Source organism: Halorubrum salipaludis (genome assembly GCF_002286985.1).
GTDB classification, from domain to species: domain Archaea; phylum Halobacteriota; class Halobacteria; order Halobacteriales; family Haloferacaceae; genus Halorubrum; species Halorubrum salipaludis.
This window is the reverse complement of sequence record NZ_NSKC01000008.1, coordinates 163,126-181,051: the sequence shown is the minus strand read 5'-3', so window position 1 is coordinate 181,051 and position 17,926 is coordinate 163,126. Positions and strand designations below refer to the sequence as shown.

At 68.0% G+C, this 17,926-nt stretch carries 13 protein-coding genes; 11 read left to right on the top strand and 2 right to left on the bottom strand.

Going from position 1 to position 17,926, the window contains the following annotated elements; all coding sequences use genetic code 11:
* Positions 1–25 precede the first annotated feature (25 nt).
* Entirely contained in the window at positions 26–1,540 is a 1,515-nt protein-coding gene (locus CK500_RS12460) for a phosphoenolpyruvate carboxykinase (ATP) (RefSeq protein WP_095637542.1), read from the bottom strand.
* A gap of 275 nt (positions 1,541–1,815) precedes the next feature.
* Between CK500_RS12460 and rdfA the strand changes: the two genes are divergently transcribed.
* The 6 genes from rdfA (at position 1,816) to CK500_RS12430 (ending at position 7,697) form a co-directional block, all read left to right on the top strand.
* A complete protein-coding gene (gene rdfA, locus CK500_RS12455; RefSeq protein WP_095637541.1) occupies positions 1,816–2,442 on the top strand; it encodes a rod-determining factor RdfA in 627 nt (208 codons plus the stop codon).
* A gap of 546 nt (positions 2,443–2,988) precedes the next feature.
* Positions 2,989–3,753: an IclR family transcriptional regulator gene (locus CK500_RS12450; protein ID WP_095637540.1), complete on the top strand. Its 765-nt coding sequence runs from the start codon at positions 2,989–2,991 to the stop codon at positions 3,751–3,753.
* A 189-nt stretch (positions 3,754–3,942) separates the two neighbouring features.
* Positions 3,943–5,157, top strand: coding sequence for a CaiB/BaiF CoA transferase family protein (locus tag CK500_RS12445; RefSeq protein ID WP_095637539.1), 1,215 nt, complete (start codon positions 3,943–3,945; stop codon positions 5,155–5,157).
* A gap of 3 nt (positions 5,158–5,160) precedes the next feature.
* The gene (locus CK500_RS12440) at positions 5,161–6,315 is read left to right on the top strand and encodes a thiolase C-terminal domain-containing protein (RefSeq protein ID WP_095637538.1); all 1,155 of its coding nucleotides are present in this window, start codon (positions 5,161–5,163) and stop codon (positions 6,313–6,315) included.
* Positions 6,308–6,709, top strand: a complete 402-nt coding sequence (locus CK500_RS12435; protein WP_233139166.1) for a Zn-ribbon domain-containing OB-fold protein — start codon at positions 6,308–6,310, stop codon at positions 6,707–6,709. The genes CK500_RS12440 and CK500_RS12435 overlap by 8 nt, the downstream gene beginning before the upstream one ends.
* Before the next feature lie 94 nt (positions 6,710–6,803).
* Positions 6,804–7,697: a fumarylacetoacetate hydrolase family protein gene (locus tag CK500_RS12430; protein WP_095637537.1), complete on the top strand. Its 894-nt coding sequence runs from the start codon at positions 6,804–6,806 to the stop codon at positions 7,695–7,697.
* A 439-nt stretch (positions 7,698–8,136) separates the two neighbouring features.
* Here the strand turns inward: CK500_RS12430 and CK500_RS12425 are convergent, their stop codons facing one another.
* Positions 8,137–9,174 carry a TatD family hydrolase gene (locus tag CK500_RS12425; RefSeq protein WP_095637536.1) on the bottom strand — a complete coding sequence of 346 codons (1,038 nt, stop codon included), beginning with the start codon at positions 9,172–9,174 and terminating at the stop codon, positions 8,137–8,139.
* 117 nt (positions 9,175–9,291) lie between these two features.
* Here CK500_RS12425 and CK500_RS12420 point away from each other — a divergent pair, with 117 nt between their 5' ends.
* From CK500_RS12420 to CK500_RS12400, 5 genes are all read left to right on the top strand, one after another.
* The gene (locus tag CK500_RS12420) at positions 9,292–10,338 is read left to right on the top strand and encodes a WD40/YVTN/BNR-like repeat-containing protein (RefSeq protein WP_095637535.1); all 1,047 of its coding nucleotides are present in this window, start codon (positions 9,292–9,294) and stop codon (positions 10,336–10,338) included.
* A complete protein-coding gene (locus tag CK500_RS12415) occupies positions 10,335–10,733 on the top strand; it encodes a DoxX family protein (protein WP_095637534.1) in 399 nt (132 codons plus the stop codon). Before CK500_RS12420 ends, CK500_RS12415 begins: the two co-directional genes overlap by 4 nt.
* Before the next feature lie 770 nt (positions 10,734–11,503).
* On the top strand, positions 11,504–13,561 hold the full coding sequence (locus tag CK500_RS12410; RefSeq protein WP_095637533.1) for a PD-(D/E)XK nuclease family protein: 2,058 nt from the start codon (positions 11,504–11,506) through the stop codon (positions 13,559–13,561).
* A complete protein-coding gene (locus tag CK500_RS12405) occupies positions 13,558–14,463 on the top strand; it encodes a PD-(D/E)XK nuclease family protein (protein ID WP_095637532.1) in 906 nt (301 codons plus the stop codon). Before CK500_RS12410 ends, CK500_RS12405 begins: the two co-directional genes overlap by 4 nt.
* Positions 14,460–17,918, top strand: a complete 3,459-nt coding sequence (locus CK500_RS12400) for an ATP-dependent helicase (RefSeq protein ID WP_095637531.1) — start codon at positions 14,460–14,462, stop codon at positions 17,916–17,918. Before CK500_RS12405 ends, CK500_RS12400 begins: the two co-directional genes overlap by 4 nt.
* Positions 17,919–17,926: the final 8 nt, after the last annotated feature.

Genomic DNA, 17,926 nt, shown 5'->3' with positions numbered 1-17,926 from the left:
GCGAGACGGCCGCTCGAACGCCCGGCTAGTACGTCGCGTCCACGATCTCCTCGTCGAGCTCGTCGAACCGGGCGAGGTACTCGCGGCGCTCGTCGCGGAGCGCCGCCTGCGCCTCGTCGAAGTCCGCGACGCGGTCGGCGACCGCGAACCGGTCGACGTCGATCCCGGGCACCGACGACGGGACCGTGAGCCCGAGCGCGTCGTCGTCGGTCCACTCGACGGTGCCGCGCGCGACGCCCTCGAGGATCGCGACCGTCTCCTTGACCCCGACCTTGACGGGGTCGTCGGTGCCGACGGCGCCCGTGTTGATGACGTAGCACTCGACGTCGAGGTCGGCGATGAGGTCCCGGAACCGGTTGCCCTCCTCGCCCTCCGGCCCCACGATGAAGGGATTGGTGCCGACGACCCGAAGCGACTCGCCGACCCGCGAGGGGTCGCCCGCGCTCGTCTCGACGGACTCGCCGAGCATGAACGCAACCGCGGCCTGTTCGTGGTCGAGGCGCGCGACCGGCGGCATCAGCGGGTTCCGGGTGATGAAAAAGACCTGATCGACGTGCTCTAAGTCGATGTCGTCGGCGGAGCTCTCCAGCCGGTCCCGCCGGATGGTCGCCCGGGCGTTGCCCCCGTACCGGGGCTCGTCGAAGTGGACCGCGCCGTCGTCGTCGACGGCGACGTTCTCCAAGACGGCGCTCTCGTCGGTCACGGCGCGGTGCAGCTCCGGCTGTTCCGACGCGTCGAGGCCGATCGTCTTCACGTAGAGGCCGCCCCCCTCGCTGCCGGACACGGTCCCCGAGGGGAGGAGCGCGCACACGTCGTCTTGGATCATCTCGACGCCCTCCGGCTCGTCGAGCCAGAGGCCGTGGCTGGTCAGCGTCGACTTCCCGGTGCCGGAGAGCCCGAGGAACACCTGTCCGACCTCGCGGGTCCCGTCCCGGTCGGCGAGCGTCACCCGCTTGCTCCCCGCGTGGAGGCCGAGCCCGCCCTGTCGCTTCGCGCGGTGCATGAACAGCCGGAGGAACGACTTCTTCGCCTCGCCGGTGTAGTCGCTGCCGAGGACCGTCGTGACCCCCCGATCCGGGTGAACCCGGATCCGCGGCTCGTCGGTCGCGTCGGGCAGCTGTACCGTGACGAAGTCCGGCGACTGCCCCTCGGCCGGTTCGAGGAGCTTCGCCCACGAGAGCGCGATCCGACCGTACTCCGCGGGGAGGAACAGCCGACACACGTACGAGGTCTCCGGGTGTCGACCGACGACCCGGTCGACGCAGACCACGTCGTTGTCCGCGTCGGTGGTCCACTCGACGCCGCGCGCGAACACGTCGTAGTCCGCGTCGCCGAAGTCGTCGTCGACGGCGTTCGCCGTCGCGTCCGCGCTCCGCGACCGGTAGTCGCTCACGTACGACGGCGAGCCGTACTCGGTCGTCACCTCCTCGTCCGCCGACAGCTCGCGTAACTCCGCGAACGAGGGGTTGTACGTGACGTGGTCCGCCGTCTTCGGGTCCGGATAGTCTGCCGGATCCGGAACCGCCTCTTGAGCAGCCATGTAGTGGACGCTCCGAGCGAGAGGATAATAAGCGTACTGAACGGGGGAACACTGTCCAGCCGCGCGCGACCGCGTCGGCGGGGTCTCGGCGGGGACTCGAGAACCGCGCTCCAAAGTATATTCAAACGTATATTTCTAGAGAATAGTACTGATTCTGATTGTTTATATCGCGTCGTCGTCGGCTCTCGCCGAGAGTGACCGCTTCGGTCTCGCTCGCCGCGACCGACGGAACGACACACCGATATTTTTGTCACGCCCGGGGTCGAAACCCGAACATGACCACCGAAGCGAGCGGGACGAACACGAAGGTCGCGCGGGTGATCCGGGAGTACGGCCTCGACGGCATGGGCGCGACCTTGGAGGCCGCGTGGACCGGCGAGTCCGGCGAGCGGACCAGCCTGCGAGACCTCGCCGACGAGTTCAACGAGGCGGTGCTGGAGGCGGCGCTCCGCGAGGAGAACGTCTCGTCGCTCAACGTCGACGTGTCGAGCACGTACGAGGCGCTCCGCGGCGACTCCGGGTCGTCGACGACGCGGGCTCGCCGCCGCCTCGAACGCGAGGGGATCGACGTCGACGCGCTCACCAAGGACTTCGTCACCCATCAGGCCGTGCACACGTACCTCACGCAGGAGCGCGAGGCGAGCCTCCCGGCGGCGGACGAGGACATGGCCGATCGGAAGGTCGAGACCATCGAGAAGCTCCAGGGCCGCCTCTCGGCGGTCGCCGAGTCGGCCATCTCGTCGCTCGCGAACGCGGACGAGTTAGACCGGGACGACTACGACGTGCTCGTCGACGTCCGCACGGTCTGCCCGAACTGCGGCGCCGACGCGCCTGTCGGGGAGCTGATCCGGCGGGGCGGCTGCGGCTGCTCGGTGGAGTCCGAGGACGCTTCCGAGGACTGAGTGGGGAGTCGGCCCCGGAGATCGGATCGAAGCGCGGCAGGACCGGAGATAATATCAAAGCTCAATATATACTCTTTCTCGGATATGATTTGGAACACCTCCGAGGCCAACTGCTGTCGGTATCTACCGATCGTCGACGAGCCAATTGGTCCGAGGTATTGTCGTCCCACATGTTGAGACGGAAATTCGTGAGTGTCTCGGTGTGATTGGACGAATAAACCGGTTATTAGCGGTTTTACCGGCTCTCTCGTCACTTCATCATATGGGATCTAGTTAGCACGTCTGTGGTCCAAACATTACGATACTATGTTTGTAATTTTTGGCCCTGTCCTCGCCACCGGATCTGACCGGCGGAGAGATCTGCCGCCTCGAGGTACCGATCGCACAGAGTCCCGTGCGGTACCGACCGAGTCCAGACCAAGAGTACATCCGATCATATGCGATCTACTTCGCCTTGTGGCACCTTTGATCGCTTCTGTTGCATCCGATTTTCATTCGGATCCGAATATGCGGGATGTTTAAATACTGCAAGGCGGTAACAGCGGTATGGACAACCCGCCCGCGTCGACGGTCAAAACGACGGCGAAGAGCCTCGAAATCGTCGAACTGCTGTTCGATCGGGGACCGATGACGCTCGAAGCGGTCGGAAACGAGGCCGACATGACACGGAGCACGGCGCACCGGCACCTGTTCACCCTCCAAGAGCACGGGTACGTCGTCAAAGACGGGAACGAGTACGGACTGAGCTTCAAGTTCCTCACGGTCGGCGGCGATCTCCAGCGGGAGATCCCGGAATATCAGATGATCAAGTCGAAGGTGGACGACCTCGCGGAGCAGACGAGCGAGCGGGCCCAGTTCATCGTTCGAGAGGGACTCGAACGCGTGTACATCTACACGGAGACCGGCGAGAACCCCGTCCAGACCGGCGCGCACATGGGGCGGCGCGGGACCCTCTACGCGAGCGCGGCCGGGAAGGCGATCCTCGCGAATCTGCCGGAGTCGACCCGCGAGTCGCTCGTCGACGCCTTCGAGTTCGAGCGGACGGGACCGAACACGATCACGGACCGGGCGGAGCTTCGGGAGGCCCTCGCGGAGGTCCGCGACCGCGGGTACGCGCTGAACATCGAGGAGTCGACGGGGGGCGTCCACGCCATGGGGACGTGTCTCCGCGGGCGAGACGGGGAGGTGATCGGGGCGCTGAGCGTCTCCGGCCCGGGGACGCGGCTGCGGACCGACCGGTTGGAGACCGATATCCGCGAGAAGGTGCTCGCGGCGGCCAACGAACTCGAACTCCACATCGTACACACGTAGCCGGCGACAGTTTTACTACCCGATACGCTAACGTGTGAGACACGGAATCAACCGGATCGCGGATCCGGTTCCGGAGACGCCGATCGGAGCCGGATCCGCGACCACCCACGAGCCCACGACCGAATCCATGACACATCACGAGTCCATGACCGAAGACACGACGCGCGCGACCACCGCGGGGCACCGAGCATGACCGACACGGGAAAGATACTCGACGGAGTGAAGGTGCTGGACCTGTCCACCTTCGTCACCGGCGGCTTCTGTTCCGCGATGCTCGCGAACCAGGGCGCCGAGGTGGTGAAGATCGAACAGCCGGGATACGGCGACGCGGTCCGCCACTCCGGGCCGCCCTTTATCAAGGGCGAGTCGCCGTACTACTGGTCGCTGAACTACGGGAAGAAGAGCCTCGAGCTCGACCTGAAGAACCCGGAAGCCAAGGAGGCGCTGTACGAGCTCGTCGAGGAGGCCGACGTGTTCATCCAGAACTTCCGGCCCGGCACCGCCGAGCGGCTCGACGTCGACCACGAGACGCTGGGCGAGTACAACGACGACCTGGTGTACCTCGCGATCTCCGCGTTCGGCCAGACCGGGCCGTGGCGCGAGCGGTCCGGGTACGACCTCCTGATCCAGGGGATGAGCGGGATCATGAGCGTCACCGGCGAGGAGGGGCGCCAGCCGGTGAAGGTCGGGCTGCCGATGACGGACCTCATCACGGCGATGTGGGCCGCGTTCGGGACGATGACGGCGCTGTACCGCCGGGAACAGACCGGCGAGGGCGAGTACATCGACCTCGGCATGCTGGAGGCGACGCTGCCGTGGCTCACCAAGCAGGCCGGGATGGTGTTCGCCGGCGAGGAGACCAAACGCATGGGGACGAAAGACCCCGTCCTCGCCCCGTACCAGACGTTCGAGACGAAGGACGGGTTCATCAACGTCTGCATCCTCAACGAGAAGCTGTGGGGCGAGCTGTGCGAGGCCCTCGACCGGCCCGACCTCCCGGAGGACGACCGGTTCGAGAAGAACGCCGACCGGGTCGACCACCTCGACGAGCTGGAGGCCGAGATCGAGGAGACGCTCGCCGAGCACACGACCGACGAGTGGATCGAGATCATCGCCGAGGACGCCGGCGTCCCCGCGGGCCCGGTGTACGACGTCGAGGAGGCGCTGCACAACCCCCAGATCGACGCGCGCGGGACGGTGACCGAGATCGAACACCCGGAGCTCGGCGAGATCCCGGTGATCGAACACCCGCTCCGGTACGAGGGCGCGGACAGCGGCTTCGACCGCGCGCCCCCGACGCTGGGCGAGCACAACCGCGACGTGTTCCGCGAGCTCGGCTACTCCGACGCGGAGATCGACAGGCTCGCCGAGGCCGGCGCCTTCGGCGACGACGACGCGAACTGACCGATGACCGGAGTCGCAATCTCCGGGGTCGGGATGACCGAGTTCCGGGCCGCCGCCGACGCGTCGATCCTCGAACTCGCGGCGGCGGCGGCCGACCGCGCGCTCGCCGACTCCCGCCACTCGCGCGAGGAGGTCGCCTCGCTGCACGTCAGCAACGCGCTCGCGGAGTCGCTGGGGACGCGCGCCGGGGTCGCGAACGCGCTGGCGTCCGCGATCGGCGTCGAGGGCGCCTCGGCCGACCGGATCGAGAACACCAGCGCCAGCGGCGCCAGCGCCTGCCACCGCGGCGTCGAGGCCGTCGGTGCCGGCGGGGAGGGCGTCGCGCTCGTCGTCGGCGTCGAGAAGATGTCCGTCCGCGACACCCCCGACGTCACGGAGTCGATCAGCCGGCTCGTCCACGACCGCGAGTACCGGCAGGGCCTGACGCTCCCGTCGTTCGGCGGGCTCGCGGCCGGGGCGTACCTCGACCGCTACGACGCGCCCCGCGAGTCGCTCGCGGCGGTCGCCGCGAAGAACCACCGGAACGCGCGCGCCAACCCCTTCGCGCAGTTCCAGAAGGCGGTCACCGTCGAGGACGCCCTCGACTCGCCGGTCGTCGCCGACCCGCTCCGGCTGTACGACTGCTGTCCGATGACCGACGGCGCCGCCGCGGTAGTCCTGTCGCCCGAGGAGACCGTCCCCGACGAGGGGAGCGTCCGCATCGAGGGGATCGGGAGCGCGACGGGGACGCACGCGGTCGCCGAGCGCGACGACCCCCTCGCCATCGAGAGCGTCCGGACGGCCGGCGAGCGGGCGTTCGACCGGGCCGGACTCGCCGTCGACGACGTGGACGTGGCGTGTATCCACGACGCGTTCACGATCTTAGAGCTCCTCGAACTGGAGGAGCTCGGGTTCTACGACCCTGGCACCGCGTGGGAGGCCACGCTGGACGGGGAGACCGCGCTCGACGGCTCGCTCCCGGTGAACCCGGGTGGAGGGCTGAAGGCCCGGGGACACCCCCTCGGCGCGACCGGGCTCTCACAGATCGTCGAGCTGGTCTGGCAGCTGCGCGGCGACCTCCCCGACGAGCGGCAGGTGCCCGACCCCGAGGTCGGCTTCGCGATCAACGTCGCGGGGTTCGGAAACAACAGCGTCTGTACGGTGGTCCGGCATGGGTGAGTCGACCGGCGGCGACTCCGACGGAGAGCGACCGATCGGCGGGGGGCGACCCGACGAACTCGCCGTCGACCGCGCGTTCGTCTGCGACGACTGCGGCGCCGAGTGGTACTACGACCGACACCGCTGCCCGGACTGCTCGGGGCGGGCGATCGGGACGTACGAGCTCGGTGAGGGCGTGCTCGTCGCCCGGACGACGGTCGAGATGACCCCGCCGGACGTCCGCAGTCCGAACCACCTCGGGATCGCCCGGTTCGGCGAGGTCCGACTGACCGCGCAGCTGGCCGACGGCGACGTCTCCGTCGGCGACCGCGTCGCGTTCGCGGGCGCGCACCGGCTCCGAGAGGGGCGCGACGAGACGGACCCGCGGCTGACCCGGATCGCCGACGGAGAGTGATCGGTCAGCGTCGGATAAGCCATCGGGGTCGGCGGGACGCCCGCCGCGCTCGCACAGGCACTATTATTACGCCGCCGCGTCTGTATCGACACGTATGCGCGTCGGACAATACCGATCGGAGCCGGCAGAACAGCCGTGGAGCGGCGTGGCGACTGGAGACGAGACGGTCGTCAAGCTCTCCGAAGCGGGGGCCGGGGCGGGCGTCGACCTCGGACCGCAGACGAGCGACCTCCTCGACGAGTGGGAGTGGCGGCGGAAGGCGGAGCTGGCGATCGAGTACGCCGAGGAGACGGGCGTCGGCGTCTACGACGCCGCGGACCTCTCCCGGGCGGCGCCCGTCTCCGACCCGGAGAAGGTCGTCTGCGTCGGGCTGAACTACCGCGACCACGCGGAGGAGGGCGACAACGAGATCCCCGACGAGCCCGTGCTCTTCTCGAAGTTCCCGACGACGGTGGCGGGGCCGGAGGACACGGTCTCGTGGGACCCCGACCTCACGCAGAAGGTCGACTACGAGGCGGAGCTGGTCGCCGTCATCGGCGAGGAGGCGCGCCGTGTCGAGCCCGAGGAGGCGATGAACCACGTGGCGGGCTTCCTCGTGGGCAACGACGTGTCGGCGCGGGACCTCCAGCACGGCGACGGCCAGTGGGTCCGCGGGAAGAGCCTCGACTCGTTCGCGCCGACGGGGCCGGAGCTCGTCACGACGGACGAGGTGTCGGACCCGCACGACCTGGACATCTGGGCCGACGTGAACGGTGAGCGGCTCCAGGAGTCGACGACGGCGAACCTGATCTTCGGGATCGACGAGCTCGTCTCCTTCTGCAGTCAGGCGTTCACGCTTAAGCCGGGCGACCTGCTGTTCACCGGCACGCCGCCGGGCGTGGGCGTGTACCGCGAGCCGCCGGTCCTCTTGGAGGAGGGCGACAGCGTCACGATCGGCGTCGAGGAGGTCGGCGAGCTGACGACCGAGTTCGCGTTCGACGGAGAGTAGCGATCACGGGTGTGGGTGTGTCAGATTTTCTGAGTAATTGTTTATAAGTTGGATCGGAGGGTCGTCGCCCATTATTTATAAGTGATCGACGACTCCGCGGTGACGGCCTCCAAAGCCCCAGCCGGGTGGGCGGCGCACGCTCGCTGCGGTCCTCAGTCGTTCGCTTCGCTCACTCCTTGCGGTCCCTGTGTCGCCTGCGCCGCCCACCCGGCTGCCCCTTTGAGTCCCACCCATCCGCAACCGCCCCGCACCTCACGCCTCCCCAGCCTCGTCGGTCGCCGCAGGCGACCGACTCCCTCGCACCGTCGGCTCGCGGCCCTCCGGGCCGCTCACCGGGGCGCGCCACCGCCTCGTTCGTTTATAAGCGATCGCCGCTGTCGCTCAGGGATCTGCCTGAAGAATAACGCTTCGACGGGACTGTGCTGGTAGGAACCGCGGACTACTGCTCGAAGCCGAAGACCGTCCGCGGGTTCTCCAGTACCACCTGCCGGATGTCGTCGACGTCGATCCCGTAGCGGTACAGCTCGAAGATCGCGCGTTTCAGCGCGTACGGGTCGGTGCGGAGGACGTTCGCGCAGTCGGTGTCGACCATGATCCGGTCGGGGCCGTACTCGTCGATGGCGTTCGCCACGTCGGCGGCGTCGACGCCGACCAGCCACGAGTGGCCGATCGTGTAGCTCAGGTAGCAGTCGGTCTCCTCCATCAGGTACGCGGTGTTGTTGGCGTCGGCGTGGGAGGCGACGACGCGCTCCTCCGGGAGGCCGGCGTCGCGCGCGGCCGCCACGTCGCGTTTCACGGCCTCGAGCTCGGGGTTGTCGCCGTCGAGGACGGGGTCGGCGCCGAGCCCCGCGTTCTTCTCGTAGCCGGGCGTCACGCCGAGGCCGTCGCGGTACTCCCGCTTCGCGTCGGTCGACGTGTTCGGCGTGTGGAGGAGCACGGGGAGGTCGTGGTCACGCGCGAGCTCCATCTGGGCCTGCACGACGGCCTGCTGCTCCTCGATCCCCCAGCGCTCGACGTGTTGGGACGGGACGACGCCGGTTTCGCCGACGGCGACGACCTCGTCGAGCGCGCAGTAGTCGTCCATCGCCGCGAGCAGCTCGTCCGGGTCCTCGATGCGGACGCCGGTGTGGACGCCGAGCCCGAGCTTCGCCTCGAAGAAGTGGTTGCGCTCGATCGCCTCGCGGCGGTTGATCGCGTCGTCCCACAGGAAGCGGATGTCGTCGGCCTCGACGGGTTTGTACGGGGTCCAGTGGTAGCCGGAGGCGACCATCATCATCGACCGACAGCCCGAGAGGGCGTACCGCTCCCGGTCGTCCCACGAGAGCGTGTGCGCGTGGTTGTGGATGTCGATCCACGGGAGCGTGAGCAGCTCTCGCGGCGGGTCGAGTGTCCCGTCGTCGCCGTCTCGCGTCCCGTCGTCTCGCTCGTCGAGGTACGCCGCGTCGGTCGGTCGCTTCGTCGGGTGAGGTCTCGTCATGAGTGGAGTCCGAGCGAGGCGAGTCGCCCCGTGGTCGGTATGGTTTACCCTCGCTCCGAGCGCACTTAGATGTACACATTGGTAACCTTTATTGTGGTTCCTCGTCTCACACGGAGTATGCCACTATTGATCGGAACAGACGACGGTCTGTACCGCGTCGACGATGTCCCGTTCGAGCGCGACGAGGCGCGCGAAGTGCTCGACTGCGGGGTCGTCACCGCCGTGAAGTCGTGGGACCACACCGAGGGCGTCTTCGTCGCGTCCACCGCGGGGGCGTACCGCTCCCTCGACGGCGGCGAGACGTGGGAGGACCTCGGCGTCCCCCTCGGGGACCGGTTCTGGCACGCTGGCCAGAGCGAGGTCTGGTCGATCCTCGCGACCGCGGACGGCGCGCTCTACGCCGGGACGAACGACCCGTACGTCTTCCGCTCGGTCGACGGCGGGGAGACGTGGGCCGAACAGAAGGGGTTCCGCGACCTCCCGTCGCGCGGCCACTGGGAGTCGCCGATCGACCCGCACTACGCCCGGCTGCGCGCGCTCGAAGCGGTCCCCGGCCGCCCGGACCAGCTGATCGCGGGCGTCGAGGCCGGCGGGATCCACCTGAGCGCGGACGGCGGGCAGACGTGGACGGACCGACGCGACACGATCGTCGACGACATCCACCAGATCCTCCCGATCTCGGAGGACGTGTGGCTGGCGGCGACGGGGTACCTCGATCACAACTTGGAGAACCTCGGGCTCGGCCACGCGGTCGGCGAGGGCGGGCTCTGGCGCACCACCGACGCGGGCGAGTCGTGGACGCGGATCGACACCGGGAACGACTTCTCGTACGTCAGGCGCGTGTTCGTCCACGACGGGACCGTCTTCTTCTGCGGCGGCGAGGAGGCGCCGCCGGCGTGGGTGAACGACGACCACGAGGTGGCGCTGTTCGAGTCGACGAACTTCGGTCGGGACTTCGAGCGGGTGTCGTTCCCGGGCGAGCCCCACGAGATCATCGAGACGTGGGACGTGTACGACGGCGACGTGATCTGCGGCTCGGGGCTGTTCGACGTGCCGGACCAGCGCGACGACGTGGAGGGCCGCCTCATGCGCCGGACCGACGACGGGGCGTACGAGACGGTCGGCCGCGTCGACGCGAACGTCAGCCGCATCGAGGTGGTGTGAGCGTGAGCGACGGCGAGGAGACCGCAGACTCCCCGTCCGCGATCGGCCGCGCCCTGTACGGTGGCGTGCTCGCGTACATGGCGGTGGACGGGTTCAAGAACAACGACAAGCGGGTGGAGGTGGCCGAAGAGAAGGGCGTGCCGATGCCGGACCTGCTCGTCCCGTTCGTTACCGGGATGCTGTTCGTCGCCAACCTCGGCGTCGTGTTCTGGAAGTTGCCCCGAGTATCGGCCGGCGCGCTCGTCACGTTCTTCCTCGGCACCACCCCCGCGATCCACAATTTTTGGACGATGGAGGGGAAAGAGCGCCACGACAACAAGATCAACTTCCTGAAAAACCTCGCGCTGCTCGGCGGCGCGATCACCTATCTCGACGCCGCCGACAGCGACGAGTAGTCGGGTCCGCGACCGACTCGCTTCCCGTTTTGGTCGTCCGATACCGGACCGGTGGAATCGGATTCCAGTTGTATTGGCACACCCATAAACAGATAACAAATAAAATCTATACTTCAAATACTACGAGTACAAACATATTTGTTTGTGGGGAGTTAGAAAGAGCGAAATGTTTCACTTACTGACTATTTATCGGAATTATATAGTAGAATACGATATTAAAGGGTTGAGATACAAAATATATGGCGTGATTATTTAAAATATGGGTGAATATGGGTCCTTTCGATGGATACCCCGTCTATCTGACGATGGAAATTGACCCAAATCGCCGTCTGAGGGCGACATATGTCTGTTACTGTTGTCGAACCGAGAGCGATTAGGATAAACGAATCCAGTTCTGTGACGATGTCCGTTTCATAATTATCAGATTACAATGTTATATACAAATATTATATGTTTGACTTTCGATCTCTGTTCGGATCCAGCTGTCGAACGGACCGGACCGGTCGTCTCTGCCGGAGACTCTCCGCTCGTTTCTCCCTCCTCCGCGAGGTTCCCAGCGAGTCGGCACGGGCGGTTTCCTCTCCCTGAGCCCGCGACCGGACGAAGCGATCGGCGACCGGTCGTCGTGACAGCGACGTATCGGCCCGCCCGCCAAATTCCGATGACGTGCGACGGACGATACCGATCGGGAGAACACCTATCAGCCAGGTCTTAGAATCGTGTCGTATGCAGCGTACCACCGTTCCGTCTTCTCCGGCTGAGGGCCGTCCATGAGCGAGACGGATCGCCGCAGCTTCGACGGTGAGCTGGTGACGGTACCGTTCGGCGCGCACAACGTCGAAGCAACGGCGCGGGACGTCTACGCCGAGTTCCTCGACGACCACGAGTCCGAGGACGTACTCGTCGTCACGGGCGCGCCGACGAGCACGGACGCGTTCCGCGAGGCGTTGGACGAGGAACTGTCGGGGGCGGCGACGCCGCACGTGACGTCGCTGGTCGTGCACGCGACCGACGTCCTCAGCCAGTCCGATGACCGCGTCATCCTCTCGGACGCGTTACGGCGCGAGCTCCTACATCGGTTCCTCGCCGACTACGAGTGGGACGCGGAGTACCTGCGGCGGGCGTCCGCGCAGCCGTCGTTCGTCGACGACGTGGACCGAGTGATGGACACGCTCTCCTGGCAAACCGTCACGCCCGACGAGACCCCGGAACTCCGGGAGATCGCGGCCGCGCTCGACGCGTTCCACGAGTGGCTCGCCGAACACGACCACATGGAGCGCGGGCAGCTCATCTCGGCGGCGCGCGACGCGCTCGCCGGCGACGACCGCGACGCCGTCGTCGACGCCGACGCGGTGCTCGCGGTCGAGTTCGAGGAGTTCCTCCCGCTCGACCGCGCGTACCTCGACGCGCTCACCGCGGACTGCGAGCTCGCGTGCGTCGCCGAGGAGCACGCGAGCGTGCGCCGCACGTGGGTCGAGACGGGACCGGTGACGGAGCGCGTCTCGTTCGAGGCGTCCCGCCGCGCGGTCTCGTCTCCGCCGTCGACGCGACCGGGAGCCACGGCGGCGTACTTCGCCGAGGGGCGGGTGGACGCCGACCCGGAGCTCGGCTCGGTCTCGGTGTTGGCCGCGGCGTCGAGCGACGAGCAGCTCGCCGCGATCGCGAACGAGATCGAGTCGCTCGTCGGGGATTCCGACTGGGGGTACGACGACATCGCGGTCGCCGCGAAGGGGAGCGGAGAAGGCGTCACGGAGGTCATCGAGGCGTTCGAACGCGCGGGGATCCCGACGGCGTCGACGACGGTGACCGGGTTCGGCGACGACCCGGCGATCCGGGAGCTACTCGCGGTCGTCCGCGAGCTCGCGGGCGACGACGACGGTGACCGCCTCGACCGCGGGGCGGATACCGACAGTGCCCGCGTGGACCGAATGCGTAGCATGGAGTCGATCGAGGACGCGGTGCGGTGGTGGGCGACGGCTGTCGGCTTGAAAGAGCGCATCGCGGAGCGGGCCTCGCCGCTCGAGGCGCGGTCGCAGTTCGGGAACGTCCGGCGGGCGTTTCGCATGGCCGAGTTCCTCGAAACCACGGCGTTCGCGGACGCGACGTGGGCGTCCTTCCGAGAGATGATGGAACGCGCCCACGAGTACGCGCCGCGGCGGAGTCAGACGAGCGCGACGGACCTCGACGGCGGCGTGCGCGTCGACCACTTACGGGCCGTCAAGAACGAGTCGTTCCGCGCGGTGTTCCTTGTGAACCTCGTCGACGGCGAGTACCCGGGTGACGCGTTCCTGACGCGGCTGTTCCCGACGGAGCGCGTCGCGTCGATGCCGGATTACCCGGCGGTCACAGAGCTCGACGCGTCGGCGGTGGCGGCGACGTTCCCGACGACGTCGACGGCGTCGGCGCGGCCGTTCGCGCGGTACCACACGGAACACGCGCGGCGGCGCTTGGCCGTCGGGGCCGACGCGGCGACGGAGCGGCTGTACTGCTGTCTCTACGAGTTCGAGGACACGGCGCTCGAGGAGCGCGCGCAGGCGTCGCGGTTCCTCACGGCGGCGTACGACGAGCTCCCGTGGGTGACCGACGCCGACGACCCGCACGTCACGAGCGAGCGGGCGGCGGAGGAGTTTCTGCTGTCGCGGGTCGACGACGCCCTCGCGGAGGTGCGGCGCGCCAACAGTCGGGACGTGTCGGTGTCGCTCGACGAGGTGGAGGCGGAGCTCGGCGAGATTCAGGGCCTGCTCGACGAGAGCGGCGTGCGCGGCGACAGGCTCCGGGAGGCGTTGCGCGCCCGCGTCGAGCTCGCGAACGGGGAGGTGCGGCGATGAGTTCGGCGTCACTGTCGCCGTCGCGGCTGGCGACGTACGCGACCTGCCCCCGGCAGTACGACTACCGGTACGCGCAGGGCGTGAACACGCCGGACCGGTCCGAGCTGTACCTGAATCAGGGAACGATCTACCACGAGACGATCGAGGACGTGTGCGACGCGACCGACCGCGACGACGATCCGAGGGCCATCTCCGACCGGGCGATGCGGACCTTCGACGCGAAGTGGGACGAGCACAGCGCGCCGGACGACTACGAATCGGCCGCACACCGGGAGTACCAGTGTGCCGAGAACCGGGCCGCCGTCGAGTCGTTCTTCGATCCGGACGGCGGCGACGGGATCGAGCACGCCCGCCGGTCGCTCGCCACGGAGTGCCGGGTCGAGTGCGAAGTGGACGGCCGGGAGCTGCACGGGAAGGCCGATAACGTCGTCCGGACGGCGGACGGGCTCCACGTCTTCGACTACAAGCGGACTACCCGCGGTGTCCTCTCGTCGGGGACGGCCGAGTATCTCGGCGCGCATCTCGACGGGGAGGCGCACGAACCGAAACGGGTGCGGAACGCGTTCCAGACGGCGACGTACGTCGAGGGCGTGAAGAACGAACCGTTCTACGAGGACGGGATGGACGTCCGATTCAGTTTCTACGGGCTGCTCAACAGCACGTCGTTCGAGAGCACGCCGGACGGGTACGAGGTGTCGGTGCGGGGGTATCCGCGAGAGACCACGGGGATCTACGAGGCGCAGTCCGACACGATCCGGGCGCTCATTCGCGCCGCCCACGACGGAATCACGGGCGACGCCTTCGAGCCGGAGCCGTTCGACCTCATCACCGAGGAGGCGTGCCCGAACTGCGACTACCGGGAGATGTGCGCCGATCGCCTCTCCCCGGAGGTGCGGCGATGAGCGACGGCGCCGACTACCCGTCGTGGTTCCCCGTCCCGGAGGACGACGTGTCCCCGGAGCCGCAACAGCGGGCGATCATCGACGCCGACGCGTACCCGATGCGCGTCCTCGCCGGGGCCGGGACCGGGAAGACGTTCACGATGGTGCGGAAGATCGAGCACCTCATCGACGAGGAGGGCGTGTCCCCGGACCGGATTCTCGCGTTGACGTTCACGAACAACGCCGCCGATTCGATGCGGGAGAAGCTCAACGCGAAGCTCGGGACGGCGGGGTACGACGTCGACGCGTACACGTACCACTCGATCTGCAACGAGATCCTCTCCGATTACGCGTACGAGGCCGGCCTCGACCCCGACTTCGAGGTCGCCACGGACGCCGAGAAGTACGCCGTCGTCTCGGACGTCCTCGACGAGGTCGAGTACCGGTCGGTGAAACCGAACGTGTACGGGAGCGACGGGTACGCGCCGGGGGCCGCGACGAAGCTTCTCGACTTCGTCGGGTCGATGAAGCGGAGCGGCGTCTCACCGGACGACGTCGACGCGTTCCTCGGGCCCGCGGACCGCGTCTACGAGCTCGCCGACGTTTCGGAGCGCGTCAAAGCGATCGCCGGCGATCACTTGGGCGGCCGTTCCGTGTCGAGCGTGCTCGACTCGCTCCCGGCCGTCCGCGCCGAGCTCGTCGCGGAACGCGACGCACTGGAGGGAGGCGGCATGGAAGCCAGCGTGCGGGACTTCCTCGACCGGCTGGTCGACCTCTGTGACGCGCTGGAAGCGGCGTTCGAAGCCCACGAGGCGGGCGAGCGGGAGCTGCCGGAGAACGCGCACAAACTCCCGAAGTACCTGCTCGGCGGATACGCGAGCGGCGCGCCGACGGGGATCCCGGGGAGCCTCGACCTCGAACTCACGGAACAGCTCGACTCGTTCCTCTCCGACTGCCTCGCTGCCCGCGACCTGACGGCGGGATACGCGGCGTACGAGCGGGAACTCGACGACCGGAACCTCGTCGACTTCGACGGCCTCGTCGCGGAGACGGCCGCGCTGATGGCGTCGCCCGTCGGCGACGAGATCGCCGACCGGTGGGAGTACGTGTTCTGCGACGAGTTCCAGGACACGGACCGCCTCCAGTTCGACCTCGTCACGTCGCTCGTCACCGACGACAACCTGTTCGTCGTCGGCGACGACGACCAGGCGATCTACGAGTGGCGCGGGGCACACGTCGCCAACATCACCGACGAGCTCGACCGCGCGTTCGCGGCGCTCGCCGACGAGCCCTTAACGGAGAACTTCCGGTCGCGGCAGCCGATCCTCGACTTCGCGAACGAGGCGATTCAGCGGCTCGACCGCCGCGAGCGACACAAGACGCTCACCCGCGTCGACGAACCCGCGTACGACGGGGACGCCGTCGCCACCGTCGAGCTCCCGGACGAAGAGGGCGACGCGGACGGCGCGACACAGCTTCGCACGGTCGTACAGAACCTACTGAGCGGGGCGGCAGCGGACCTCGACGAAGCGTACGACCCGGGCGACATCGCGCTCCTCGTCCGGAAGAACGCCCACGCAACGCCGGTCATCGAAGCGTTCGAAGACGCCGGAATCCCGTATCAGGTCGCCGGCGATCTGGCCGCGGAGTCGGTCGGCGTCGGGACCGTCACCGCCTACCTGAAGGCGCTCGCCAGCCCGGAGGACGAGGTGAGTTGGAACCGCGTTCTCCTGATGCGGTACCGGCTCTGCGACGCCGACCTCCGCGCGCTCAACGCCGGCGACGACCCGCTCGTGGACGCGCTCCTGGAGACGCCGCTCGACCAGTTCGACGAACCCGACCGCGTCGCCGAGGCACGCGAGCACGCCTGTGAGCTGCTCGACCTCCGCGACTCGGCGTCGCTCAGCCACCTGTACCGCGAGCTCACGGAGCTCACGAACATCGAGTGGTACCTCAGCGAACAGGAGCGCCGGGACCTCGCCCGGCTCGAGACCGTCGTCGAACAGTACGGGAACGGCGCCGTCCAACCGCCGCTCACCCCGGCGTTCGTCGACTCGCTCGAACACCACGACTCGCTGTTCGACGAGAGCGGCACTTCGCCCACGAGCCAGCCGGACGTCGCCGACGACGCGGTCAACGTGATGACCATTCACAAGAGCAAGGGGTTAGACTTCCCGGTCGTCCTCATCCCGCGAGTCACGGCCGAGGAGTGGGCGCCGAGTTCGCGCGCGTACGACGCGCTCGAAACGGGGCTCTCGGACGGGCCGGAGGCGGCGTTCGCCGAGGACTTCGTCGAGCGCGACGCGCGAGAGACGCGTCGCGTGTTCCACGTCGGCATCACGCGCGCCGAGGATGTCCTCGTCCTCCAAGGCGGGAGTGCGGACGACGACGCCGCGGACGCGCACCCGGTTTCGGAGACCGTCGACGAGATCCTGCCGCCTCGGATCCCGTGGCGGCCCGACCGGGGGCGACTCCCCCTCTGGACCGACGTTCAGGACTGCCTCCCGGACGCGGCGGCGGACTGGACCGACACGCTGGCCGACGAGACGACGGGGCGCGTCGGCGGCGGCGTCACGCACGACGGCGAGGAGCTCACCGTCGAGACCGCGCGCGACCGCGTGCTCGACCTCGCGACGGCCGCCCTCGACGGGGATCTCGCACCGAATCCGGTACGGGAAACGCTCCGTGTTGGGGCCCTGAACGGCCCGACGACGCCATCGCCCTCGCTGTCGCACAGCTACACCTCGCTGGCGGCCTACGAGGAGTGCCCGCGGACCCACTACCTGGAGTACGTGGTGAAGGCGTTCGCCGATTACCGCGGGCCGGCGGCACCGAGCGACGCCGGGAGCGGCGCGTCGCAGCGCGAGATCGGGGTGCTGTTCCACGACACCGCGGAGCAAGCCGCGAACCGGGACGCGAGCGGGAAAGACGAGTGGTACGAGGTCTGCGAGCGCCTCGCCGGTCATCGCCGCGCCGAGGACGCGCTGCCGGCCGCGAAACGGTGCATCGACCGGTACTTCGAACTGGATCTCTCCGGTTACGAGGTCGTCGACGCCGAACGGGAGTTCGAACTCGACCTCGACGGACACGAACTCGTCGGGTTCATCGACGCCGTCTACCGAACGCCGGACGACGACCTCCTCGTGATCGACTACAAGGCGACCGAACGCCGCCGCGATCTGCGGGACGACAAACAGCTCCCGATCTACCTCTTGGCGTGCCGGGAGCTGTACGACGAGCCGGTGACGCGCGCGGGGTACGCGTACGTCGGCGACATCGGCCCGACGGTCGAAACGCGACCGTTCGGCGACGGCGAGCTGGACGCGGTCCGGACCGACGTGACGGAGTCGATGAACCGCATCGCCGAGTTCTCCTTCGACCGGTACGAGGCCGGCGACCACTGTCGGTGGTGTCAACACAATCAGCTGCCCTGCGCACCGGACTCGCTCACCGTCGGGCCCGGATTCGAGGAGTAGTCGGGACT